This window comes from Pseudotamlana haliotis (assembly GCF_008806375.1).
GTDB lineage: Bacteria > Bacteroidota > Bacteroidia > Flavobacteriales > Flavobacteriaceae > Pseudotamlana > Pseudotamlana haliotis.
Genome location: NZ_WAAT01000046.1, coordinates 39941 through 61413 on the forward strand (window position 1 = coordinate 39941; position 21473 = coordinate 61413).

30 protein-coding genes are annotated in these 21473 nt (G+C 35.3%); 6 read left to right on the forward strand and 24 right to left on the reverse strand.

Translation table 11 applies throughout. The annotated features are described in order from the left end of the window. The 24 genes from rplO to rpsL form a co-directional block, all read right to left on the reverse strand. On the reverse strand, positions 1 to 453 hold the full coding sequence (rplO, locus tag F6U93_RS10415) for a 50S ribosomal protein L15 (RefSeq protein ID WP_150939532.1): 453 nt from the start codon (positions 451 to 453) through the stop codon (positions 1 to 3). A 16-nt stretch (positions 454 to 469) separates the two neighbouring features. Further along, positions 470 to 649, reverse strand: a complete 180-nt coding sequence (gene rpmD / locus F6U93_RS10420) for a 50S ribosomal protein L30 (protein ID WP_150939535.1) — start codon at positions 647 to 649, stop codon at positions 470 to 472. An 11-nt stretch (positions 650 to 660) separates the two neighbouring features. After that, positions 661 to 1185 carry a 30S ribosomal protein S5 gene (gene rpsE, locus F6U93_RS10425; protein WP_150939537.1) on the reverse strand — a complete coding sequence of 175 codons (525 nt, stop codon included), beginning with the start codon at positions 1183 to 1185 and terminating at the stop codon, positions 661 to 663. Positions 1186 to 1191: 6 nt separating this feature from the next. After that, the gene (gene rplR, locus F6U93_RS10430; protein WP_150939539.1) at positions 1192 to 1548 is read right to left on the reverse strand and encodes a 50S ribosomal protein L18; all 357 of its coding nucleotides are present in this window, start codon (positions 1546 to 1548) and stop codon (positions 1192 to 1194) included. A gap of 10 nt (positions 1549 to 1558) precedes the next feature. After that, positions 1559 to 2101 carry a 50S ribosomal protein L6 gene (gene rplF / locus F6U93_RS10435; protein WP_150939541.1) on the reverse strand — a complete coding sequence of 181 codons (543 nt, stop codon included), beginning with the start codon at positions 2099 to 2101 and terminating at the stop codon, positions 1559 to 1561. Positions 2102 to 2118: 17 nt separating this feature from the next. After that, positions 2119 to 2517, reverse strand: coding sequence for a 30S ribosomal protein S8 (gene rpsH, locus F6U93_RS10440; protein ID WP_150939543.1), 399 nt, complete (start codon positions 2515 to 2517; stop codon positions 2119 to 2121). Positions 2518 to 2586: 69 nt separating this feature from the next. Beyond that, a complete protein-coding gene (gene rpsN / locus F6U93_RS10445; protein ID WP_150939545.1) occupies positions 2587 to 2856 on the reverse strand; it encodes a 30S ribosomal protein S14 in 270 nt (89 codons plus the stop codon). A gap of 3 nt (positions 2857 to 2859) precedes the next feature. Then, positions 2860 to 3411, reverse strand: coding sequence for a 50S ribosomal protein L5 (gene rplE / locus F6U93_RS10450; RefSeq protein WP_150939548.1), 552 nt, complete (start codon positions 3409 to 3411; stop codon positions 2860 to 2862). Positions 3412 to 3413: 2 nt separating this feature from the next. Then, positions 3414 to 3725, reverse strand: a complete 312-nt coding sequence (rplX, locus tag F6U93_RS10455) for a 50S ribosomal protein L24 (protein ID WP_150939550.1) — start codon at positions 3723 to 3725, stop codon at positions 3414 to 3416. A 15-nt stretch (positions 3726 to 3740) separates the two neighbouring features. Next, complete coding sequence (gene rplN, locus F6U93_RS10460) at positions 3741 to 4109, reverse strand: 50S ribosomal protein L14 (protein ID WP_069831953.1); 369 nt, start codon at positions 4107 to 4109, stop codon at positions 3741 to 3743. 2 nt (positions 4110 to 4111) lie between these two features. After that, positions 4112 to 4369: a 30S ribosomal protein S17 gene (gene rpsQ / locus F6U93_RS10465; RefSeq protein WP_072399584.1), complete on the reverse strand. Its 258-nt coding sequence runs from the start codon at positions 4367 to 4369 to the stop codon at positions 4112 to 4114. Positions 4370 to 4382: 13 nt separating this feature from the next. After that, positions 4383 to 4574, reverse strand: a complete 192-nt coding sequence (gene rpmC, locus F6U93_RS10470) for a 50S ribosomal protein L29 (protein WP_150939552.1) — start codon at positions 4572 to 4574, stop codon at positions 4383 to 4385. A 13-nt stretch (positions 4575 to 4587) separates the two neighbouring features. Continuing rightward, the gene (gene rplP / locus F6U93_RS10475; RefSeq protein ID WP_067147348.1) at positions 4588 to 5007 is read right to left on the reverse strand and encodes a 50S ribosomal protein L16; all 420 of its coding nucleotides are present in this window, start codon (positions 5005 to 5007) and stop codon (positions 4588 to 4590) included. Positions 5008 to 5028: 21 nt separating this feature from the next. After that, the gene (gene rpsC, locus F6U93_RS10480; protein ID WP_150939554.1) at positions 5029 to 5754 is read right to left on the reverse strand and encodes a 30S ribosomal protein S3; all 726 of its coding nucleotides are present in this window, start codon (positions 5752 to 5754) and stop codon (positions 5029 to 5031) included. 9 nt (positions 5755 to 5763) lie between these two features. Continuing rightward, positions 5764 to 6171 (reverse strand): 50S ribosomal protein L22, encoded by a 408-nt coding sequence (gene rplV / locus F6U93_RS10485; protein ID WP_150939556.1) that lies wholly within the window; start codon positions 6169 to 6171, stop codon positions 5764 to 5766. Positions 6172 to 6177: 6 nt separating this feature from the next. Beyond that, positions 6178 to 6456: a 30S ribosomal protein S19 gene (rpsS, locus tag F6U93_RS10490; RefSeq protein ID WP_150939558.1), complete on the reverse strand. Its 279-nt coding sequence runs from the start codon at positions 6454 to 6456 to the stop codon at positions 6178 to 6180. A gap of 3 nt (positions 6457 to 6459) precedes the next feature. Then, complete coding sequence (gene rplB, locus F6U93_RS10495) at positions 6460 to 7287, reverse strand: 50S ribosomal protein L2 (RefSeq protein ID WP_150939560.1); 828 nt, start codon at positions 7285 to 7287, stop codon at positions 6460 to 6462. A 10-nt stretch (positions 7288 to 7297) separates the two neighbouring features. Continuing rightward, the gene (gene rplW / locus F6U93_RS10500) at positions 7298 to 7588 is read right to left on the reverse strand and encodes a 50S ribosomal protein L23 (RefSeq protein WP_019386269.1); all 291 of its coding nucleotides are present in this window, start codon (positions 7586 to 7588) and stop codon (positions 7298 to 7300) included. Between the two features lie 7 nt (positions 7589 to 7595). Then, positions 7596 to 8225, reverse strand: coding sequence for a 50S ribosomal protein L4 (gene rplD / locus F6U93_RS10505; protein ID WP_150939562.1), 630 nt, complete (start codon positions 8223 to 8225; stop codon positions 7596 to 7598). Then, positions 8225 to 8842, reverse strand: a complete 618-nt coding sequence (rplC, locus tag F6U93_RS10510) for a 50S ribosomal protein L3 (protein WP_150939564.1) — start codon at positions 8840 to 8842, stop codon at positions 8225 to 8227. Before rplC ends, rplD begins: the two co-directional genes overlap by 1 nt. A 415-nt stretch (positions 8843 to 9257) precedes the next feature. Then, positions 9258 to 9563, reverse strand: coding sequence for a 30S ribosomal protein S10 (gene rpsJ, locus F6U93_RS10515; RefSeq protein WP_007650482.1), 306 nt, complete (start codon positions 9561 to 9563; stop codon positions 9258 to 9260). A gap of 18 nt (positions 9564 to 9581) precedes the next feature. Next, a complete protein-coding gene (gene fusA, locus F6U93_RS10520) occupies positions 9582 to 11702 on the reverse strand; it encodes an elongation factor G (protein WP_150939567.1) in 2121 nt (706 codons plus the stop codon). A gap of 6 nt (positions 11703 to 11708) precedes the next feature. Beyond that, a complete protein-coding gene (gene rpsG, locus F6U93_RS10525; protein WP_150939569.1) occupies positions 11709 to 12185 on the reverse strand; it encodes a 30S ribosomal protein S7 in 477 nt (158 codons plus the stop codon). Positions 12186 to 12206: 21 nt separating this feature from the next. Beyond that, complete coding sequence (rpsL, locus tag F6U93_RS10530; RefSeq protein WP_019386263.1) at positions 12207 to 12581, reverse strand: 30S ribosomal protein S12; 375 nt, start codon at positions 12579 to 12581, stop codon at positions 12207 to 12209. A 178-nt stretch (positions 12582 to 12759) separates the two neighbouring features. Here rpsL and F6U93_RS10535 point away from each other — a divergent pair, with 178 nt between their 5' ends. From F6U93_RS10535 to rlmB, 6 genes are all read left to right on the forward strand, one after another. Next, positions 12760 to 14451: a POTRA domain-containing protein gene (locus tag F6U93_RS10535; protein ID WP_150939571.1), complete on the forward strand. Its 1692-nt coding sequence runs from the start codon at positions 12760 to 12762 to the stop codon at positions 14449 to 14451. Between the two features lie 118 nt (positions 14452 to 14569). Continuing rightward, complete coding sequence (locus F6U93_RS10540) at positions 14570 to 17731, forward strand: SusC/RagA family TonB-linked outer membrane protein (protein WP_150939573.1); 3162 nt, start codon at positions 14570 to 14572, stop codon at positions 17729 to 17731. Positions 17732 to 17741: 10 nt separating this feature from the next. Then, positions 17742 to 19259, forward strand: coding sequence for a SusD/RagB family nutrient-binding outer membrane lipoprotein (locus F6U93_RS10545; RefSeq protein ID WP_150939575.1), 1518 nt, complete (start codon positions 17742 to 17744; stop codon positions 19257 to 19259). A gap of 17 nt (positions 19260 to 19276) precedes the next feature. Further along, positions 19277 to 19945, forward strand: coding sequence for an immunoglobulin-like domain-containing protein (locus F6U93_RS10550; protein ID WP_150939577.1), 669 nt, complete (start codon positions 19277 to 19279; stop codon positions 19943 to 19945). Positions 19946 to 19959: 14 nt separating this feature from the next. Next, positions 19960 to 20631, forward strand: coding sequence for a lipid-binding protein (locus F6U93_RS10555; protein ID WP_150939579.1), 672 nt, complete (start codon positions 19960 to 19962; stop codon positions 20629 to 20631). A 66-nt stretch (positions 20632 to 20697) separates the two neighbouring features. Next, on the forward strand, positions 20698 to 21435 hold the full coding sequence (gene rlmB, locus F6U93_RS10560) for a 23S rRNA (guanosine(2251)-2'-O)-methyltransferase RlmB (RefSeq protein WP_150939581.1): 738 nt from the start codon (positions 20698 to 20700) through the stop codon (positions 21433 to 21435). Positions 21436 to 21473 lie beyond the last annotated feature (38 nt).

Sequence of the window (21473 nt, forward strand, 5' to 3'; positions counted from 1 at the left end):
TTATAAAGTTACAGCTTCTCCGCCAGCAGCTTCAATAGCAGCCTTTGCTGAAGCAGTAAACTTATGAGCAGATACTTTTAATTTTGCTTTCAATTCACCACGACCTAATATTTTAACTAGATCATTTTTCCCGATTAAACGGTTTGTGAATAATGTTTCAAAATCAACAGTATCTCCAATTTTCTTATCATCAGCCAATTGTTGTAATGTATCTAGGTTGATCCCTTGATACTCAACGCGGTTGATGTTAGTAAAACCAAACTTAGGAACACGTCTTTGAAGTGGCATTTGACCACCTTCAAATCCTAGTTTCTTAGAGTAACCAGAACGAGACTTAGCACCTTTGTGACCACGAGTTGCCGTGCCACCTTTACCAGTACCTTGACCTCTACCAATTCTCTTACCTTGGTTTTTTACTGAACCTTCTGCAGGTTTTAAATTACTTAAATCCATTTTTCAGTTTATATTTTTAAGCTTCTTCAACAGAAACTAAATGTGAAACTTTAGCAACCATACCAAGAATATTTGGTGTAGCTTCATGCTCTTTTACTTGACCAATCTTATTAAGACCTAAAGCTACTAATGTTCTCTTTTGTCTTTGTGGGCGATTGATTGCGCTTTTAACTTTTGTTACTTTAATCTTTGCCATCTCTGTCTATATTAAGCGTTAAAAACCTTCTCAAGTGAAATACCTCTATCCTTAGCGATCACATTTGCATCTCTTAATTGTAATAAAGCATCAAAAGTTGCTTTTACTACGTTATGAGGGTTTGATGATCCTTGAGATTTAGATAATACATCGTGTACACCAACGGCTTCTAATACTGTTCTCACAGCACCACCAGCAATTACACCTGTACCAGGAGCAGCAGGAATAATATTTACTCTAGCTCCACCAAATTTACCTTTTTGCTCATGTGGTAAAGTTCCTTTAATAATAGGAATTCTAACTAGGTTTTTCTTAGCATCTTCTACTGCTTTTGCAATTGCACTAGCAACATCTTTAGATTTACCTAAACCTTGTCCTACAACACCAGCTTCATCACCAACTACTACAATTGCTGAGAAACCAAATGCTCTACCACCTTTAGTTACTTTTGTAACTCTCTGTACACCAACTAAACGATCTTTAAGATCTAATCCACCTGGTTTTACTAACTCTGCACTTTTATATTTTTGAAACATAATTTCTTAGAATTTAAGTCCTGCTTCTCTAGCTCCTTCAGCTAATGATTTAACTCTACCGTGATATAAATAACCACCTCTATCGAAAGAGATTGTTTCTACACCAGCTTTTAAAGCTTTTTCAGCAAGTGCTTTACCTACTAATTTAGCTACTTCAGATTTAGTTACCTTTGCAGAACTAATGTCTTTATCTCTTGAAGATGCTGAACTGATAGTGTTACCAGTTACATCGTCAATTACTTGAGCATAAATTTCTTTATTACTTCTATAAACAGCTAATCGTGGTTTTGTTTCTGTACCAGAAACAACCTTACGGATTCTGTTTTTTATTCTTAGTCTTCTATCGTTCTTTGTCAATGCCATAACTTAATTATTAAGCTGATTTACCTGCTTTTCTTCTTAGCTCTTCACCTACGAACTTCACACCTTTACCTTTGTAAGGCTCTGGTCTTCTGAAGCCACGAATTTTAGCAGCTACTTGACCAACAAGTTGTTTGTCGAATGATGTTAGTTTTATAATCGGGTTTTTCCCTTTTTCAGAAATTGTTTCAACTTTAACTTCTGGAGCTATGTTTAAAACAATGTTATGAGAGAAACCTAAAGCTAAGTCTAATTTCTGACCTTGATTAGATGCTCTATAACCTACACCAACCAACTCTAATTGTTTAGTCCAACCATTAGAAACACCTTCAATCATGTTGTTTACTAAAGATCTGTATAAACCGTGTTTGGCTTTTTCCTCTTTCTTGTCTGAAGCACGTGTTACTAGAACGTTTCCTTCTTCCACCTTAATTTCAACAGTGTCGAAATTTTGTGATAATTCTCCTAATTTTCCTTTTACAGTTAAAACGTTGTCTTTAACATCAACTGTTACACCTTCTGGAATGGCTACTGGATTATTTCCTATTCTTGACATTTCTTTCTGGCTTTAAATTAGTATACGTAACATAAAACTTCTCCACCTACGTTATCTCTTTTGGCTTGTTTACCTGTCATAACTCCGTGAGAAGTTGAAACGATGGCAATACCAAGACCGTTAAGGATTCTAGGTAAATCTTTAGATCCAGAATACTGACGTAAACCTGGAGTACTAATTCTTTGAAGTTTCTTGATTACTGGTTCCTTTGTTTCTTTGTTGTACTTAAGAGCTATTTTAATAGTTCCTTGTACTGAAGAGTCATCAAATTTATAACTTAAAATATATCCTTGTTCGAATAAAATTTTAGTTATGTCTTTTTTTAAATTAGATGCTGGAATCTCTACCACTCTGTGGTTAGCACGCACCGCATTTCTAATTCTTGTCAAATAATCCGCAATTGGATCTGAGTACATAATGAATTGATTTTGTGATTTTGGTTTTCGATTTGGTATCGAACCTTAAATCTGATTATTTAAATAATATTACCAACTTGCTTTTCTTACTCCAGGAATAAGACCTTGGTTAGCCATTTCTCTAAAAGTTACACGAGAGATCCCGAAAGTTCTCATGTATCCTTTAGGTCTTCCTGTTAATTTACATCTATTATGCTGACGTATAGGAGATGCATTTTTAGGTAACTTTTGTAGTGCATCGTAATCACCAGCTGCTTTTAAAGCTTTACGTTTTGCAGCATACTTAGCTACTGTTTTTGCTCTTTTTACCTCACGGGCTTTCATTGATTCTTTAGCCATATCTTAGTTCTTTTGAAAAGGTAATCCTAATTCAGTTAATAATGATTTTGCTTCCTTATCAGTTTCTGCTGTAGTTACAAAGGTAATATCCATTCCTGAAATTTTGTTGACTTTGTCAATGTTTATTTCTGGGAAGATAATTTGTTCAGTAATTCCTAAGTTGTAATTACCTCTACCATCAAAACCTGTAGCTTTAATTCCGCTGAAATCTCTAACACGTGGAAGTGCTGAAGTTACTAAACGGTCTAAAAACTCATACATGTTATCGCCACGTAAAGTTACTTTTGCCCCAATTGGCATCCCTTTACGTAATTTAAAAGATGCAACATCTTTCTTAGATAAAGTATGGATTGCTTTTTGTCCAGATATTGTAGTTAATTCCTCTACTGCGTGATCAATCAACTTTTTGTCTGCTACTGCTGCTCCAACACCTTTAGATATTACTATCTTGGTAAGTTTAGGAACTTGCATAACATTTTTATATCCAAATTCGTCTGTAAGAGCTGCAATTACTTTGCCTTTATACTCTTCTTTAAGTCTAGGTGAATATGCCATAACTATATTACTTCATTAGATTTTGTTGAAAATCTTACTTTTTTATCGCCTTCTACTCTATATCCAACTCTTGTTGTTTCTCCTTTTGAAGTTAACAATGATAAGTTAGAAATATGAATAGCTGCTTCCTTCTCAACGATTCCTCCTTGTGGGTTTTGTGCACTTGGTTTAGTATGTTTCTTCACCATGTTTACACCCTCAACGATCGCTTTGTTCTTTTCTATTAATACTTTTTGTACAACACCTTCAGATCCTTTGTGATCTCCAGCGATTACTTTTACAGTATCTCCAGTTTTTATTTTAAGCTTTGTCATCTTACTTATTATGTATTAAAGCACCTCTGGTGCTAATGATACAATCTTCATGAATTGTTTATCACGAAGCTCTCTAGCAACAGGACCAAATACACGTGTTCCTCTCATTTCACCCGTTGGGTTCAATAAAACACAAGCATTATCATCGAATCTAATATAAGATCCGTCTGGTCTTCTTACTTCTTTCTTGGTACGTACAACAACTGCTGTAGAAACTGCTTTTTTCTTAATGTTTCCATTAGGAGTTGCATCTTTTACAGAAACAACTATTTTGTCTCCAACAGAAGCGTATCTTCTTTTAGTACCGCCCAATACACGGATAACCAAAACTTCTTTTGCTCCTGTATTGTCTGCTACTTTTATTCTTGATTCTTGCTGTAACATAATTATTTAGCTCTTTCTATGATTTCTACTAATCTCCAACATTTAGATTTACTTAAAGGTCTTGTTTCCATGATCTTTACAGTATCTCCAATATTACAATCGTTCGTTTCGTCGTGTGCAACGTATTTTTTCGTTTTTAACACGAACTTACCATACATAGGGTGTTTTACTTTTTTAACCTCTGCAACAACAATTGATTTTTGCATTTTGTTACTAGTAACAACTCCTATACGTTCTTTTCTTAAATTTCTTGTTTCCATCTTTTCGGCAGAATTATTGTAATTCTCTTTTAGTTAATTCGGTCGCAATTCTAGCTACTGATCTTCTTACTGAACGTAATTGAATTGGATTCTCTAAAGGAGATATTGCATGAGCCAATTTTAGGTCAGAATAACTCTTTTTTGTTTCACTAAGTTTCTCTTGTAACTCAGCTACAGATAATTCTTTAATTTCTGATTGTTTCATAATATCAAATAAATTATGCTTCGTAATCTCTAGCGATTAAAAACTTAGTTTTTACAGGTAGCTTTTGTGCTGCTAAACGTAATGCTTCTTTTGCAACGTCTAATGGCACACCACCTATTTCAAATAAAACACGACCTGGTCTACATACGGCTACCCAATACTCAACGGCACCTTTACCTTTACCCATACGTACTTCAAGAGGTTTCTTTGTGATAGGCTTGTCTGGAAATATTTTAATCCAAAGTTGACCTTCTCTTTTCATGTAACGTGTAGCGGCAATACGTGCTGCTTCAATTTGACGAGACGTTATAAAAGTTGCGTCTAATGCTTTTATTCCAAAAGTACCGTTTGAAAGTTGGTGTCCTCTTCCAGAGAGACCTTTCATACGTCCTTTTTGCTGTTTACGAAATTTTGTTCTTTTAGGCTGTAACATTTTTCTTTACTTTATAAAAAATTACTTTCTACGACGTGGGTTAGATTTGTTTCCGCCACGTCCTCCGGCTCCACCTTTTCCTTGCTTCTTAGATAAACCAACAAGCGGAGAAAGTTCTCTTTTACCATATACTTCACCTTTCATGATCCATACTTTAACACCCAATCTACCATAAGTAGTGTGTGCCTCAACTAAAGCATAATCGATATCGGCTCTGAAGGTAGATAAAGGAATACGTCCTTCTTTGTAGTGCTCAGAACGTGCCATTTCAGCACCATTTAAACGTCCACTAATTTGGATTTTAATTCCTTCAGCATTCATACGCATTGTAGCAGCAATAGCCATCTTGATTGCACGTCTGTATGAAATTCTATTTTCAATTTGACGAGCGATACTTGATCCTACTAAAAATGCATCTAGTTCAGGTCTCTTAATTTCAAAGATGTTAATCTGAACTTCTTTTCCAGTAATGTTCTTAAGCTCTTCTTTTAACTTGTCTACCTCTTGACCACCTTTCCCGATAATGATACCAGGTCTTGCAGTAGTGATAGTAACGGTTACAAGTTTTAAAGTTCTTTCGATAATTACTCTACTAACACTAGCTTTAGATAAACGCGCGTGAACGTATTTTCTAATTTTATCGTCTTCGGCAAGCTTATCTCCATAATCATTACCTCCGTACCAGTTAGATTCCCATCCTCTGATAATACCTAAGCGATTTCCGATTGGATTTGTTTTTTGTCCCATACTTCTATCTTAGCTTTCTGTGTTATTTTTAGCTCCAACAACGATTGTTACGTGGTTTGAACGTTTTCTAATTCTGTGTGCACGACCTTGAGGTGCTGGACGTAATCTCTTTAACATTGATCCGCCATCAACTCTAATCTCTTTTACTATTAATCCAGCCTCTTCGATGTTTCCTTCTTCGTTTTTAGCTTGCCAGTTTGCTAATGCAGACAATAACAATTTCTCTAAACGTCCAGAAGCTTCCTTTTGGTTGAATTTTAAGATATTAAGTGCATGTTCTACTTTTTCACCTCTTACTAAATCGGCTACTAAACGCATTTTTCTCGGTGATGTAGGACAGTTATTAAGTTTAGCAAAAGCAACTTGCTTTTTTCCTTCCTTAATAGCGTCTGCCATTTGTTTTTTACGACTTCCCATAGCTTACTACTTTTTACCTTTATTTTTAGCACCTGCATGTCCACGGAATGAACGTGTTGGTGAAAATTCTCCTAATTTATGACCTACCATGTTTTCAGTAACATATACTGGTACGAATTGACGGCCATTGTGTACTGCGATTGTTTGTCCAACAAAATCTGGAGTAATCATACTTGCTCTTGACCAAGTTTTGATTACTGTTTTCTTGTTACCTTCAACATTAACAGCAACTTTTCTCTCTAATTTATAATGAACGTAAGGTCCTTTTTTTAATGATCTTGCCATGTCTTATTTCTTTCTACGTTCTACAATATATTTATTACTTGCTTTCGTCTTAGAACGGGTTCTGTAACCTTTAGCTGGAACACCGTTTCTAGAACGTGGATGTCCACCTGAAGATTTACCTTCACCACCACCCATTGGGTGATCAACTGGATTCATTACTACTGGTCTAGTACGTGGTCTTCTACCTAACCATCTTGTTCTACCAGCTTTACCTCCAACTAATAATTGGTGATCTGAGTTAGAAACAACACCTACAGTAGCTAAACATTCAGCAAGAATTAATCTTGTTTCACCTGAAGGTAATTTAACTGTTGCGAACTTACCTTCTCTTGCCATTAACTGTGCAAAAGCACCAGCACTACGAGCCATAACAGCTCCTTGACCTGGACGTAACTCTACACAAGAGATAATGGTACCTAATGGAATTTCACTTAATGGCATTGCATTTCCAATTTCTGGAGCTACACCTGATTTACCAGATACTACATTTTGCCCTACTTTTAAACCGTTTTGAGCAATAATGTAACGCTTCTCACCATCTTGATAATTCAATAATGCGATAAACGCTGTTCTGTTTGGATCGTATTGGATTGAAGCAACTTCAGCAGGAATCCCCGCTTTGTCTCTTTTAAAATCGATAATACGATACTTTCTTTTATGACCACCACCAATATAGCGCATGGTCATTTTTCCTTGACTGTTTCTACCTCCAGATCTTTTGTTCGGAACGAGTAAACTCTTTTCCGGCTTATCAGTAGTAATAGCGTCATAACCATTTACTACTCTAAATCGCTGTCCTGGGGTGATTGGTTTTAATTTTCTTACTGACATTTGTCTTTAATTACATGTTACTGTATAAATCAATCATTTCACCTTCCGCCAGTTGTACAATTGCCTTTTTAACAGCATTTGTTTTACCATGTTGAATACCAGTTTTAGTAAACTTGGTACTACGATCTGGACGGACATTTATAGTACGAACTTTTTCAACAGAAACACCATAAGCAGCTTCAACCGCTTTTTTGATTTCTACCTTGTTCGCCTTAGTGTTCACTGCGAAAGTATAGCAATTTCTTAACTCGCTATCTGCAGTCGCTTTTTCTGTGATTATAGGTTTAATTAAGATACTCATCTGTTTCTTATTTACTTAAGTTTGTTTCAATTCCTGCTAATGCTCCTTCTAATAAAACAACTTGTCCTGCATTTAGGATTTTGTAAGTGCTCAATTCTGAAGCAGTAATAACCTCTGTACGTTGTACGTTACGAGATGCTAAATAAACATTGTTATTTGCAGCACCTAATACGAACAAAGTTTTTTTGTTTTCAAGCTCTAAAGCTTTTAAAACAGCTGTAAAGTTTTTAGTCTTTACACTATCAAAATTAAAGTCTTCTAAAACTGTAATTGATTTTTCTCCTGCTTTGATACTTAAGGCAGACTTACGCGCTAAACGCTTTAAGTTTTTATTAAGTTTGAAGCTGTAGTTTCTAGGTCTCGGACCGAACATACGACCACCACCTTTAAATACACCAGACTTAATACTACCTGCTCTCGCTGTACCAGTTCCTTTTTGCTTCTTAATCTTACGTGTAGATCCAGAAATCTCAGCTCTCTCTTTAGATTTGTGAGTTCCTTGTCTTTGGTTTGCTAAATATTGTTTAACATCCAAATATACAGCGTGATTATTAGGCTCAATAGCAAACACATCTTTAGAAAGGTCTGCCTTTCTACCTGTGTCTTTTCCGTTTATATCTAAAACTGCTACTTTCATTACTTTCTAATAATTACATAAGCGTTTTTGTGTCCAGGTACACACCCTTTCACTACTAGTAAGTTCTTTTCAGAAACTACTTTTAAAACTCTTAAATTTTGAACTTTAACTGTGTCTCCACCCATTCTACCTGCCATCTTCATTCCTTTGAAAACTCTTGCAGGGTAAGATGCAGCTCCAATTGATCCTGGCGCTCTTAAACGGTTATGTTGACCGTGAGTAGCTTGACCTACACCACCGAAACCATGACGTTTTACAACACCTTGAAATCCTTTACCTTTAGATGTTCCAGCTACGTCAACAAATTCACCTTCAGCGAAGTGTTCAACAGTAATGGCATCTCCTAATTTGTACTCCTCATCAAAACCTTTGAATTCAACGATTTTACGCTTAACAGAAGTACCCGCTTTTTTAGCATGACCTAAGTCAGCTTTAGTAGCGCTTTTTTCTGTCGCGTCATCGAAACCAAGTTGTACGGCACTATAACCGTCAACTTCCTCAGTTCTGACTTGGGTAACGATACATGGTCCAGCTTCGATTACTGTACAAGGAATGTTCTTCCCGTTTTCATCGAAGATGCTGGTCATACCGATTTTCTTTCCAATTAACCCAGACATATTTAATTATTTATTAATGATTTACTTATTTATTAAAAACACTCAAGGCTGAAAAATACCTTCAGCCTTGAATTGTATTTTTTGCCGTTTTTCCCGCAACCGCATTGGTGGGACATGTAAACATGAGGCCAAACCCCATATTTTTGGAGTGCAAATGTAGTGTTTTATTTTAATTTAAAAAAATGATTATCAAATAATTCTGTATAAATTCTTTATAACCACATATTTAGTGTCTGTTGACGAACTTTACCACTATTAAACTGGGCAAAAAAAACAGAACCACAAACTAAAAAAAACGGTGCTAACCCGCGAAAAACCGCAGAAATCTTTGCTAAAAACGAGAAAAGCACCAGAATAATAATTTATTCTGATGCTTAATTTTATAAAGTGTTAAAAGTTAAAACTTTTAATCTACTTATACTTTAATTTCTACTTCTACACCACTTGGTAACTCTAATTTCATTAGAGCATCAATCGTTTTTGAAGATGAAGAGTAAATATCAAGTAAACGCTTGTAAGAGCTTAATTGAAATTGTTCTCTAGATTTCTTGTTAACGTGTGGAGAACGTAATACAGTGAAAATTTTCTTGTGCGTTGGTAATGGAATTGGTCCCGTTACTACAGCTCCAGTACTTTTTACTGTTTTTACAATCTTATCAGCAGACTTGTCTACTAAGTTATGATCGTAAGACTTTAATTTTATTCTGATTTTTTGACTCATTTTCTTAACTTTTTAAGATTATTCTCCTTTTGCTGCTTTAATAACCTCTTCAGAAATATTTGAAGGTGTTTCAGCATAGTGTGAAAATTCCATTGTTGATGTTGCACGACCTGAAGATAATGTTCTTAATGTAGTTACATATCCAAACATTTCAGATAATGGCACAGTAGCTTTCACAGTTTTTGCACCTGCTCTATCTCCCATGTCACTAACTTGACCACGTCTTCTATTTAAATCTCCAACAATGTCACCCATGTTTTCTTCAGGAGTAATTACCTCAAGTTTCATGATAGGTTCCATGATTACAGCTTTAGCCGCTTTAGCACAAGCTTTAAATCCTAACTTAGCAGCTAATTCGAATGATAGTTGATCAGAATCCACATCGTGGTAAGATCCATCTTTCAATGTTACTTTCATAGCATCGATTTCGTAACCTGCTAAAGGACCATTAACCATAGCTAATTTAAATCCTTTTTCAATTGAAGGGATAAATTCTTTAGGAACGTTACCACCTTTAATGATAGACTCAAATTGTAAACCTACTTTTCCTTCTTCTGCTGGTTCCACTGTAAATACAATATCAGCAAACTTACCACGACCACCAGATTGTTTCTTATAAACCTCTCTATGATCTGCAGCTTGTGTAATAGCTTCTTTGTACTCTACTTGTGGTTGTCCTTGGTTAACCTCTACTTTAAACTCACGTTTAAGACGGTCAACAATAATATCTAAGTGAAGCTCACCCATTCCAGAGATAATAGTCTGTCCTGAAGCTTCATCAGTTCTAGCTGTAAATGTTGGATCTTCTTCAGCTAATTTTGCTAAAGCCATACCCATTTTATCAACATCGGCCTTAGTTTTAGGCTCAACTGCGATACCAATTACTGGATCTGGGAAATCCATACTTTCTAATACAATTGGGTGTTTTTCATCACTCATTGTATCTCCAGTCTTGATATCTTTAAATCCTACTGCTGCTCCAATATCACCTGCTTCGATAAAATCGATAGCATTTTGTTTATTTGAGTGCATTTGGTAGATACGAGAAATACGTTCTTTTTTACCTGAACGGTTATTTAAGATATAAGACCCTGCATCTAAACGTCCTGAATAAGCACGGAAGAAAGCTAAACGTCCTACGAATGGATCGGTAGCAATTTTAAATGCTAATGCAGAAAACGGTTCTTTTACAGAAGGCTTACGTTTTTCTTCTGCATCTGTATCAGGGTTAGTTCCTACAACACTATCTCTATCTAATGGAGAAGGTAAGTAACGACATACAGCATCTAATAAAAACTGTACCCCTTTATTTTTAAATGAAGAACCACAAATCATAGGAATGATAGCCATATCCATTACAGCAGCTCTAAGTGCAGCGTGCACTTCATCTTCTGTAATTGAATCTTCATCTTCCATGAATTTTTCTAGTAAGTTCTCATCGTAACCTGCTACTTCTTCAATTAATAACGCTCTATACTTACGCGCTTCTTCTTTTAAATCATCTGGAATTTCAATAACATCAAAAGTAGATCCGTAGTTATCTTCGTGCCATACAATAGCTCTGTTTTTTACTAAATCTACAATCCCTTTGAAATCACCTTCATCACCAATGTTTAAAACGATTGGCACTGCGTTAGATTTCAACATGTCTTTAACTTGTTGACAAACCCCTAAGAAGTTAGATCCTTGACGGTCCATTTTATTAACGAAACCAATTCTAGGCACTTTATAGTTATCTGCAAGTCTCCAGTTAGTTTCAGATTGTGGTTCAACACCATCAACTGCACTAAATAAGAATACTAACCCATCAAGTACACGTAAAGAACGATTTACCTCTACAGTAAAATCTACGTGACCCGGAGTATCAATAATGTTAAAGTGATAATCTTGTGCATCAGCAGTTGGCTGTGCATTTTCTTTAGGGAAAGTCCAATCACAAGTTGTTGCTGCAGAAGTAATTGTAATACCTCTTTCAGCTTCTTGCTCCATCCAGTCCATTGTAGAAGCACCATCGTGTACTTCTCCAATTTTATGTGAAACTCCTGTATAAAAAAGGATACGCTCTGTTGTTGTTGTTTTACCAGCATCAATGTGAGCCGCGATCCCAATATTTCTAGTTAATTTTAAATCTCTTGCCATGTCGTATTAAAATCTAAAGTGAGAGAATGCTTTGTTTGCTTCTGCCATTTTGTGAGTATCAACTCTTTTCTTAACGGCTGCTCCTTCTTCTTTTGCTGCTGCTAAAATCTCAGTAGCTAAACGTAATGCCATAGACTTTTCGTTTCTCTTACGCGCATAGCTAATTAGCCATTTCATCGCTGTTGAAACTTTACGGTCTGGACGAATTTGCATTGGAATTTGGAATGTTGCACCTCCAACACGACGGCTACGTACTTCTACGTGAGGCATCACATTAGACAAAGCATCTTTCCAGATCTCTAAAGCTGTTTTCTCTTCGTCAGTTTTTTTCGAATCTACAATATCAATTGCATCGTAGAATACTTTAAAAGCTACCGATTTCTTTCCATCCCACATCATCATGTTAACGAAACGAGTTACTAACTGGTCGTTAAAACGTGGATCTGGTAAAAGCGGTCTCTTTTTTGCTGCTCTTTTTCTCATGTCTTCTTCTTAAAGTTTTAATTACTTCTTAGGGCGTTTTGCACCATACTTAGATCTACGTTGCGTTCTACCTGAAACACCTGCTGTGTCTAAAGCACCACGTACAATGTGATATCTAACTCCCGGTAAATCTTTTACCCTTCCACCTCTAACCAATACTATCGAGTGCTCTTGTAGGTTATGTCCTTCACCACCGATGTATGCATTAACCTCGTTACCGTTTGTTAAACGAACCCTTGCTACTTTTCTCATTGCTGAGTTAGGTTTTTTAGGAGTCGTTGTGTAAACACGAGTACACACACCACGTCTTTGCGGACAAGAATCTAAAGCAGCCGATTTACTCTTCTTGGTTATTTTGGCTCTTCCTTTTCTTACTAATTGCGAAATTGTTGGCATATATATTATATATAAATTTTATTATCCTCTTCTAAGAGGGCTGCAAAGGTAGAAATTAAAATTTAGATTTCAAATCCTAATGCATTAATTTTCAATAGAAAGTAAAAATATTTTATACCATTATATTATAAGCCTTTATTTTCCGTTAGCTTTACATCAAAATTTAGCCATTACAAAAGTGCAAAAACCAACCTACTTCCTAATCCTTATATATATACTTTTTTCCACGGAAGGGTTTTGCCAAAATATTCAACTTAAAATTATTGGGGCATCAGAAAAGGAAAACGCCGTTATTGATTCTATAAATTACAACAAACAGCATCCCGACTACCAATCGATTCAATCTGAAGTACAAAACATTCAAAACAAACTTCTAAAACAAGGCTATATTGAAAACCAACACATCGGTATTAAAAAAATGAACGATTCAACTTTTGAATCTGAAATTTATTTAAAAGCAAAATTCAACACCATATATATATACTACAACAAAAACCTTATTGAAAAATCAATTTTAGAGCGCATCTCTAAAAAAGTCAAAGACGATTATTTTATTTTGAATATTACCGAAGTCGAACAAAAACTGAATTATATCAATTCGGAAATCTCAAAAGAAGGCCTCCCATTTTCTAAACTGAAATTATCACAGATTCAAAAAACATCTGAACACAGCTTACAAGCAAAACTTGAATTAGAGACATCAGCCCAAAAAAGAATCATTAATGACATTGTAGTAAAAGGCTATAAAAAATTTCCAAAATCATACCTCAAGCATTATTTAAAAATTAAACCTGGTCAAGTTTTTGACTTAAATAGTATACAAGAAAAAACAGATCAGCTACACAACCTACGTTTTGCACGAGAAACCAAAGCCCCTGAAGTATTATTCACTAAAGATTCTACTACTTTATATTTATATCTAGAAAAAACACCAAGTAACACTTTTGACGGTTTTCTAGGTTTTGGCACCAATGAAGACACCAATCAGATAGAATTCGATGGTTATCTTAATTTGAACCTTACAAACAACTTAAACTTTGGAGAATCATTTACCGTACTTTATAAAAGTGATGAAAATGACCAACAAACCTTTGAAGCCGACTTATCGCTTCCTTATTTATTTAAATCCCCAATTGGTATAGACCTTAGTTTACGCTTATTCAAAAAGGACTCTTCGTTTACAACCGCAGATCAGGCCGCAAAATTACATTATCAAATTAACGCCAAACACAAAATCTACACCGGCATTAGCGCAACCGAGTCTAACGACTTACTTTCCAACAGCAGCAACACGTTATCTGATTACAAAACATTTAATTACAACTTCGCCTATGAATTTGTAAGCGCACAAAGTTTTAACAGGCTTTTTCCTTTAAACTCTAAAATATATGCCGAAACAGGCTTTGGAGAACGTACCACCAACGATACAGAACAAAAGCAATCGAACTTCAACCTAGACGCTTTTAAAATATTCAACCTGAATAACAAAAACAGTATATTTATAAGAACCGAAGGTGCTACGCTAATTTCAGACAACTACTTTGAAAATGAACTATTACGTTTTGGTGGCATCAATTCTATTAGAGGTTTTGAAGAAAACAGCATTTACGCCACCCTTTATGGCGTAATTAACACCGAATACCGTTATCAAATCAATAATAACATCTACATACACTCCATAATAGATGCCGCTTATTATGAAAACAAAATAAGCGATACCCACGAGAAACTCTTCGGTTATGGGTTTGGATTTGGACTTCTAACTAAAGCCGGTTTGTTTAAATTAAATTATGCAAACGGTAAAAACGAAGACTCAAATTTCAAATTCTCAAATTCAAAGCTACATTTAAGTTTATTAGCTAATTTTTAATATTCGATTACATTTTTATTGCAATTTTCGACCTAATTAGTAAATTTTAACCATTATTTGTTGTTTTATTAACTTATTATTATGACTTTTGACGCTGACTAATTCAAATAATTATAAAATGAAAACAAAGTTTAGTGGAATTCTAACGCTATTACTAGCGTTAGTTGTGCAACTCTCGTTTGCACAAGACAAGACAATTTCAGGTACGGTTACAGATGATACTGGCTTACCGCTTCCTGGAACTACGGTCTTAGTGAAAGGTACAACAAATGGTACCTCAACAGATTTCGATGGTAATTATTCGATTGAAACTAGAACTGGTCAAGTGCTAGTTTTTAGTTTTGTAGGATACACAACTAAAGAAGTTACCGTTTCTGATGCAACTCTCAATGTCGTTCTCGCTGAGGACGCCGAATCATTAGATGAAGTTGTTGTAACTGCAATGGGAATTTCGAAAGAAAGAAAAGCAGTTGGTACTTCGGTTCAGTCGTTTGACAACACTGAGTTAACAAGTGCTAAAGTGGTAAACACGATGGATGCCTTACAAGGTAAAACATCTGGTGTTGACATTATCGCTGCTCCTGCTCCTGGTTCTACTCAAAATGTTATCATTCGTGGAGCTTCTTCTTTCGGAAACAATCAGCCATTATATATCGTTGATGGTGTTCCGTTAACTAATGATCAAAACAGATCTGGTGACAATTTAAACTCTCAAGTAGATTTTGGTTCTGGTATTAATGCGATTAACCCAAATGACATTGAAACACTTACCGTTCTTAAAGGTGCTTCTGCAACAGCTATTTACGGTTCTCGTGCTGCTAACGGTGTAATCATGATTACAACAAAAAGTGGTAAAGAAGGTGTGTTACAAGTAAACTACAACAACTCTTTCGGACTTTCAAGAGTAGGTGTTCTACCTGAAAGACAAACTCAGTTTGGTCAAGGATGGAGTGGCGACAGAGCTCTTGATGAGAACGGAAACTGGGGTGCTGCATATGATGGTCAAGACCGTGTATGGGGTAACATTGTTGATAACAGTCAAAAAATCAAGCCTTACGTTTATTTAGAAGATAACGTAAGAGATTTTTATGACTATGGTAAAAACATAGCAAACTCATTATCTTTATCAGGTGGTTCTGATATTACTAAATACTACTTCTCAGTATCTCAAAACTCTGTTGATGGTGTTGTTCCTGAAGATAATGATACTTATGACAGGTTAACATTATCTACAAGAGGTTCTCACAAGTACAAAAAATTACTTATTAGTTCTTCTATTAACTATAGTAACGAGATTACTAATGCAGTACCTACAGGTCAAGGAACTTCTTTATTAAGATCTTTATATGAAATTCCTAATGATGTTTCTATCGTAGATCATAAAGACTACAACGATAAGTTTAACAACTTAGACAACTACTTTACGCCTTACGGTGTAAACCCGTACTTTATTTTAGATAATGACGGTGCTGAACAAGTTAAAAATAAATTTTTCGGTAAATTACAATTAGATTACGATCTATTAGATAACCTTAAATTAACTTACCGTTTTGGTGGTGATATTGAAAATGCTATCGAACAAACACACACTGGTATTATTAGCTTTAGTGATGGTGCGATCAACTCAGGATCTAGTACAGCAAACCCTGGATCTTACAGAGAAGAGCGTATTCAAAGAGTTCAAATGAACCATGACTTCATCGCTAGCTACAACACTACAATTGGTGAAGACACTTCAATTCAAGCTTTAGCAGGTTTGAATGCCAACGAAAGAAAATGGTCTTCATTATGGGGAGAGATCACTTCAATTGATGTCCCTGGTTTTTACAATCTATCTAACAGTTTAACACCGGCAACTTCTGGACAAGACCATTCTCAAAGAAGACTAATAGGTGCTTATGTTAGTGCAGATATCAGTTATAAAGATTATTTCTTCTTAAACATGACTGCTAGAAATGACTGGTCTTCTACTTTATCTTTAGAAAACAACTCATTCATGTATGGTGGTATTAACGCCTCTTTTATCCTTACGGATTACTTAAAATCAAAAGATAAAAACACAGGTGTATTTGACTTTACAAAATTAAGAATTGCATACGGTAGTACCGGTAATGATGCCGATGTATATAATATCTACAACAGATTTGTTCCTGGTTATTCTACAAACCCTGGATTCCCTAATGTAGACGATTTAACATTCCCATTAGGTGGTGTAAACTCATACAGTAACTCTAATGTATTAGGTAACTCAAATTTAAAACCTGAATTAACAGGTGAATTTGAAGTTGGTATTGAGAACAGAATGTTCAATAACCGTTTCGGATTTGAAGTTTCTTACTATAACAGATTAACTAAAGGTCTAATTGCTACTTTACCTATAGACCCTTCAAGTGGTTACAGACAAATGGAATCTAACTTAGGTGATGTTAGAAATGCAGGTGTAGAAATTATGGTAAATGTAAAACCTATTAGAACTAATGATTTCGAATGGAACATCAACTGGAACTATACTCAAAACAAAAATACTGTTGAAAGCTTAGACGTTCCAGAAGTATTTATCTCAGGATTTGGTACTGGTGGTGTATACGCTATAGAAGGTATGCCTTTAGGTCAATTCAAATTTGCTAAAGCTAGTACTGTTATGGTTAACGGCGTTGAATCAACTATTGTTGATGGTAGCGGTAACCCACAACAAACAACAGATCAAGAATTACTTGGTAAAGATATTAACGAAAAATACAGAATGGGTTTAACAAACACATTTACTTACAAAAACTTATCGTTAGCTGCTACCTTTGATTTTAGATATGGTGGATATATGTTCTCAGGTACTAAAGATTACATGCACTGGACGGGAAGCTCTCCTGAAAGTGTATTAAATGATAGAAACGCATTTATTATCCCTAACTCTGTAGTGGATAATGGTGACGGAACTTATTCTGAAAACAATATACCTGTAGACCCAACAGCATTACACACATTCTATAGTAACGGTGGTTTTGAAGGTGAAGGTTTTGCCGTAATTGACAAGTCTTTCTTAAAACTAAGAAACGTAACTTTAGCTTACCAAATGCCTCAGTCGGTTTGTAGCAAGTTGAAATTAAATAGCATTGTAATTTCTGCAGTTGCTAGTAACTTCCTGTTATGGACTCCAGCTGAAAATCCTTATATCGACCCTGAAAACACAACTTTCGGAACTGATATTGACGCTAAGTTTGGTGAATTCATGGGTAACCCTAGTCAAGAAACATTTACTTTAGGTCTAAATATTAACTTATAAAAAAGTAATAATGAAAAAATACATATATAAAATAGCATTATTTACATTAGTAGCTACAGCCTGGAACTGTGATAGCTATCTAGATGTAAACCATGATCCAGATGTTTTAGAAGAGACGGATTCACCTGAAATCATTCTACCTTCAGCTCAAGCGAGTTTAGGTAACAATTTAATGGGATGGGACTTTGGTTTTGCCGGTGGTTTCTGGAACGAATACTGGACACAAACTTATACAGCCTCTCAATTCAAAACATTATGTGAATATGACGAGGATGGATTTGATAACCAATACAGAGGTTTAACTTCAGGTACTTTAAGTGACCTAGACATGATCAAAAAATTGTCTGGTGATACAGAAAACCAAGGTTACTACTATATTGCTGAAGCACTTTCAATTTACACGTGGCAAGTGATGACAGATGTATGGGGTGATATTCCTTACACTGAAGCCTTACAAGGAAATGACATTAAATCTCCTGTTTTTGATTCGTCTGAAAGTATTTATGCTGATTTAATTGCTAGAACTGATGATTTATTAGCCATTGATAACTCAATGTACTCAATCAAAACTCAATATGACTTCATTTATGCTGGTGACATGACCGAATGGAAAAAGTTTGTGGCCACTTTAAAACTAAAGTTAATGTTACGTCAATCTGAAACTTCAGGTTACAATAACGGTCAAGTACTTGCCTTTGTTAACGCAAACAGCTTTTTAACGAATTCAGCTAAAATTGATGGTAGTTACTGGGATGATAGTGCAGAAGGAAAAAGACACCCAATGAGAGAATTTCAAGAAGGTGGAGCCAGTTATTTATCTACCAATGTTATTGGTTGTAAAACTTTTGTTGATTACTTAAGAGTTAATTCTGACCCAAGACTTGATACTTTATTTGAAGCACCTTCATCAGGACACGAAGGAGCCTTTTTTGGAGATTTCGATTCTAAAGCAGATTCTGATTCTGATGGAACTCCAGATGATCAAGAAGACTACAGTACACCAGTTTTTGCAGGTGATATGGATTTAATGCTTATGAGTGATTGGGAAGTATACTTCTATTTAGCTGAAGTTTACACAAGAGCTTCAGATATGACCAACGCCAAAGCTTATTATGACATGGCAGTTGAAGCTTCTTTAACTCAAAATGGTATCGCAGATAATTCAATCGTAACTTCTGGTTATGCAACATGGACTAGCGGTTCAGTTGAAGATGGTATTAAAATGATTGCTATGCAAAAATGGGTAGCTAATGCAAATTACCAACACATTGAGTCTTTCTTAGAACGTAATAGAACGAAATATCCTTCTGTAAGTGATATCGATATTAAAGCAGACAGACAAGCAGCATTTTTAAATTTCCCAGTAGGGCAATTAACTATATCTGTTAATGGTAGAGAAAAACTTAACGGTTTATTACCAGCATCTCCTGTGTATCCAAGTGAGGTTATCAATAGTAACACCAATGCTCCAGGACAAAAGGTAAATCTTTTAGAGAAGATTTGGTGGAATCAAAAAGCTGGTAAATAATTTTAAAAAAATAGAAGATGAAAAATATACTAATAAAAATTTTACCGCTATTTCTTGTTGTCTTTATGGCATGTGAGCAAGATGATAGCACTGCAGATATCTCGCGTATCACTTACTACAATGATATAGAATTTGTAGGGGATGAAACTATGTATGTTGAACAGGGCGGAACATTTGATGACCCTGGTGTCATTGCTTTTGAAGGTGAAGAAGATGTAACTGAAGATGTTATAGCTACAGGAACTGTTGACACCTCAACAATTGGAGTAAACTATGTAAATTATTCTATTACTAACTCTGATGGTTTTGCTAAGGAAATAACAAGAACAGTTATTGTTTACCCTGGTTATACATCACCAATTGATGTAAGTGGGACGTACACAGGAATTACAAGAGGTGAAACCTTGCCTGCTGGATGTGTTATTACTAATGTAGCTCCTAACACTTACTTAGCAACAGACTTCTTTGGAGGTGTTTACTGTTGTGGTGTTCGTGATTATGGATTAGCTTATAGATTAAAAACTTACTTTTATGTAAGTGAAGATGGAACAACTTACACTGCAATGTCTACAGACTCTCCTTGGGGACCATGGAATATCTTAAACCCGAGTCTTTCTGGAACAACATTTTCACATGAAGTTGAGCAAGGCGGATTTAGTTTTGCTGTTGAATTGATTAAAGAATAATAAAAACTAAGACAATGAAAAAACATTTAATATACATTTTGCTCGTATTGGTTTCTGCAAGTTTTACATCTTGTGATGAAGATTTAGAAATCTGGGACAGCAATACCTTAGATTACTCAGGAACGTATTTCTATGAATTATACAACGAAGATATGACTGCTAAATATGTTGAATACAGCCATAGTAATCAGATTTTAATTTATAATACGGCAAACAATAATCCTAATGAGTTTTGGTTAGATGATCACGACACTGTATTTCCTATAAAAAGCAAATTTTTTGTAGATGGAGACCCAGAAGATTTCAATTCACAATCTTTAGTATTTGATGATTTAACAAACAACCTAAGTGCTATTGTTCCTCCTGCTACTAAACCAACTGGTTTAAATGAAACAGTTGACGTAGCAACAGGATACACTAGAGCTGCTATTTTAGAGGGTAAAATCTTAAAAAATGAAGCAACAACGGTAAGCGGAAACCCTGTTGATAGTATTTATGTTAAAATCGCACTTTATAGTGGTGACGTAAAATACACCAGCTATGAAGTTGCTGAAGCAGATCGTGTTGACCCTGATGTTGTAGAATTTGCATGGGAATATGACAGCGCTACTTATGACAGTAGTCTTGATGAAACTTATGTTATTTCTGGACACAGAAAAACAGGTTTTGCAGAAGACGACCATTAATAAATATTTACGCTTAAATATACTAAACCACCTCAAACGAGGTGGTTTTTTTATACCTTTACGCCAATGGAAGATCAAACACAAATATTCGGAATAAGAGCTATAATAGAGGCCATTAATGCTAATAAAACTATTGACAAAGTTTTTCTTCAGAAAGGCTTAAGCGGTGATTTATTTACCGAACTCGAAACTTTGGTCAATAAGAAATCCATTAACAAATCTTATGTTCCTGTTGAAAAACTAAACCGCCTCTCTAAAGGCAATCACCAAGGTGCTGTGGCTCAAATTTCACCTATAGCCTTCCATGACATGGAAACTTTGGTATCTCAAGTTATGGAATCTGGTAAAACACCACTGTTTCTTCTTTTAGATCAGCTTAGTGATGTTAGAAATTTTGGTGCTATCATAAGAACTGCCGAATGTACTGGTGTAGACGGGATCATTGTTCAGAAAAAAGGAGGTGCTCCGGTTAATGGTGACACTATTAAAACGAGTGCTGGCGCCGTTTTTAAAGTGCCTATTTGTAAAGTGGACCATATTAAAGATGCTGTGTTTTTCATGCAGGCTTCAGGTATTAAAGTGGTTTCTGCTACAGAAAAAACAAACGACACGCTTTACGATGTGTCTTTTACAGAACCTAGTGCTATTGTTATGGGTTCTGAAGGTCGTGGCATTAACCCATCCATTTTAAAAGTATCTGATGCTAGAGCAAAACTACCCTTACTTGGTGAAATAGAATCTTTAAATGTTTCGGTGGCTTGTGGTGCTTTTTTATATGAAGTATTAAGACAGAGACGTGCTTAGTTGTTGGTTGTTGGTTGTTGGTTGTTGGTTGTTGGTTG

Bases quoted from the DNA above. Each gene is read 5' to 3' on its own strand.
- F6U93_RS10545 (WP_150939575.1), top strand. From the start codon at position 17,742: ATGAAAAAATACATATATAAAATAGCATTATTTACATTAGTAGCTACA.
- rpsH (WP_150939543.1), bottom strand. From the start codon at position 2,517: ATGTACTCAGATCCAATTGCGGATTATTTGACAAGAATTAGAAATGCG.
- rpsE (WP_150939537.1), bottom strand. From the start codon at position 1,185: ATGTTTCAAAAATATAAAAGTGCAGAGTTAGTAAAACCAGGTGGATTA.
- rplN (WP_069831953.1), bottom strand. From the start codon at position 4,109: ATGTTACAGCAAGAATCAAGAATAAAAGTAGCAGACAATACAGGAGCA.
- rpmC (WP_150939552.1), bottom strand. From the start codon at position 4,574: ATGAAACAATCAGAAATTAAAGAATTATCTGTAGCTGAGTTACAAGAG.
- rplR (WP_150939539.1), bottom strand. From the start codon at position 1,548: ATGGCATTGACAAAGAACGATAGAAGACTAAGAATAAAAAACAGAATC.
- rplX (WP_150939550.1), bottom strand. From the start codon at position 3,725: ATGACAAAGCTTAAAATAAAAACTGGAGATACTGTAAAAGTAATCGCT.
- F6U93_RS10555 (WP_150939579.1), top strand. From the start codon at position 19,960: ATGAAAAAACATTTAATATACATTTTGCTCGTATTGGTTTCTGCAAGT.
- F6U93_RS10550 (WP_150939577.1), top strand. From the start codon at position 19,277: ATGAAAAATATACTAATAAAAATTTTACCGCTATTTCTTGTTGTCTTT.
- rplC (WP_150939564.1), bottom strand. From the start codon at position 8,842: ATGTCTGGGTTAATTGGAAAGAAAATCGGTATGACCAGCATCTTCGAT.
- rpsL (WP_019386263.1), bottom strand. From the start codon at position 12,581: ATGCCAACAATTTCGCAATTAGTAAGAAAAGGAAGAGCCAAAATAACC.
- F6U93_RS10540 (WP_150939573.1), top strand. From the start codon at position 14,570: ATGAAAACAAAGTTTAGTGGAATTCTAACGCTATTACTAGCGTTAGTT.
- rplF (WP_150939541.1), bottom strand. From the start codon at position 2,101: ATGTCAAGAATAGGAAATAATCCAGTAGCCATTCCAGAAGGTGTAACA.
- rpmD (WP_150939535.1), bottom strand. From the start codon at position 649: ATGGCAAAGATTAAAGTAACAAAAGTTAAAAGCGCAATCAATCGCCCA.
- rpsS (WP_150939558.1), bottom strand. From the start codon at position 6,456: ATGGCAAGATCATTAAAAAAAGGACCTTACGTTCATTATAAATTAGAG.
- rpsC (WP_150939554.1), bottom strand. From the start codon at position 5,754: ATGGGACAAAAAACAAATCCAATCGGAAATCGCTTAGGTATTATCAGA.
- rplV (WP_150939556.1), bottom strand. From the start codon at position 6,171: ATGGGAAGTCGTAAAAAACAAATGGCAGACGCTATTAAGGAAGGAAAA.
- rplD (WP_150939562.1), bottom strand. From the start codon at position 8,225: ATGAAAGTAGCAGTTTTAGATATAAACGGAAAAGACACAGGTAGAAAG.
- rlmB (WP_150939581.1), top strand. From the start codon at position 20,698: ATGGAAGATCAAACACAAATATTCGGAATAAGAGCTATAATAGAGGCC.
- fusA (WP_150939567.1), bottom strand. From the start codon at position 11,702: ATGGCAAGAGATTTAAAATTAACTAGAAATATTGGGATCGCGGCTCAC.
- rpsQ (WP_072399584.1), bottom strand. From the start codon at position 4,369: ATGGAAACAAGAAATTTAAGAAAAGAACGTATAGGAGTTGTTACTAGT.
- rplB (WP_150939560.1), bottom strand. From the start codon at position 7,287: ATGTCAGTAAGAAAATTAAAACCAATCACCCCAGGACAGCGATTTAGA.
- rpsN (WP_150939545.1), bottom strand. From the start codon at position 2,856: ATGGCTAAAGAATCAATGAAAGCCCGTGAGGTAAAAAGAGCAAAAACA.
- rplW (WP_019386269.1), bottom strand. From the start codon at position 7,588: ATGAGTATCTTAATTAAACCTATAATCACAGAAAAAGCGACTGCAGAT.
- rplP (WP_067147348.1), bottom strand. From the start codon at position 5,007: ATGTTACAGCCTAAAAGAACAAAATTTCGTAAACAGCAAAAAGGACGT.
- rplE (WP_150939548.1), bottom strand. From the start codon at position 3,411: ATGGCATATTCACCTAGACTTAAAGAAGAGTATAAAGGCAAAGTAATT.
- rplO (WP_150939532.1), bottom strand. From the start codon at position 453: ATGGATTTAAGTAATTTAAAACCTGCAGAAGGTTCAGTAAAAAACCAA.
- rpsJ (WP_007650482.1), bottom strand. From the start codon at position 9,563: ATGAGTCAAAAAATCAGAATAAAATTAAAGTCTTACGATCATAACTTA.
- rpsG (WP_150939569.1), bottom strand. From the start codon at position 12,185: ATGAGAAAAAGAGCAGCAAAAAAGAGACCGCTTTTACCAGATCCACGT.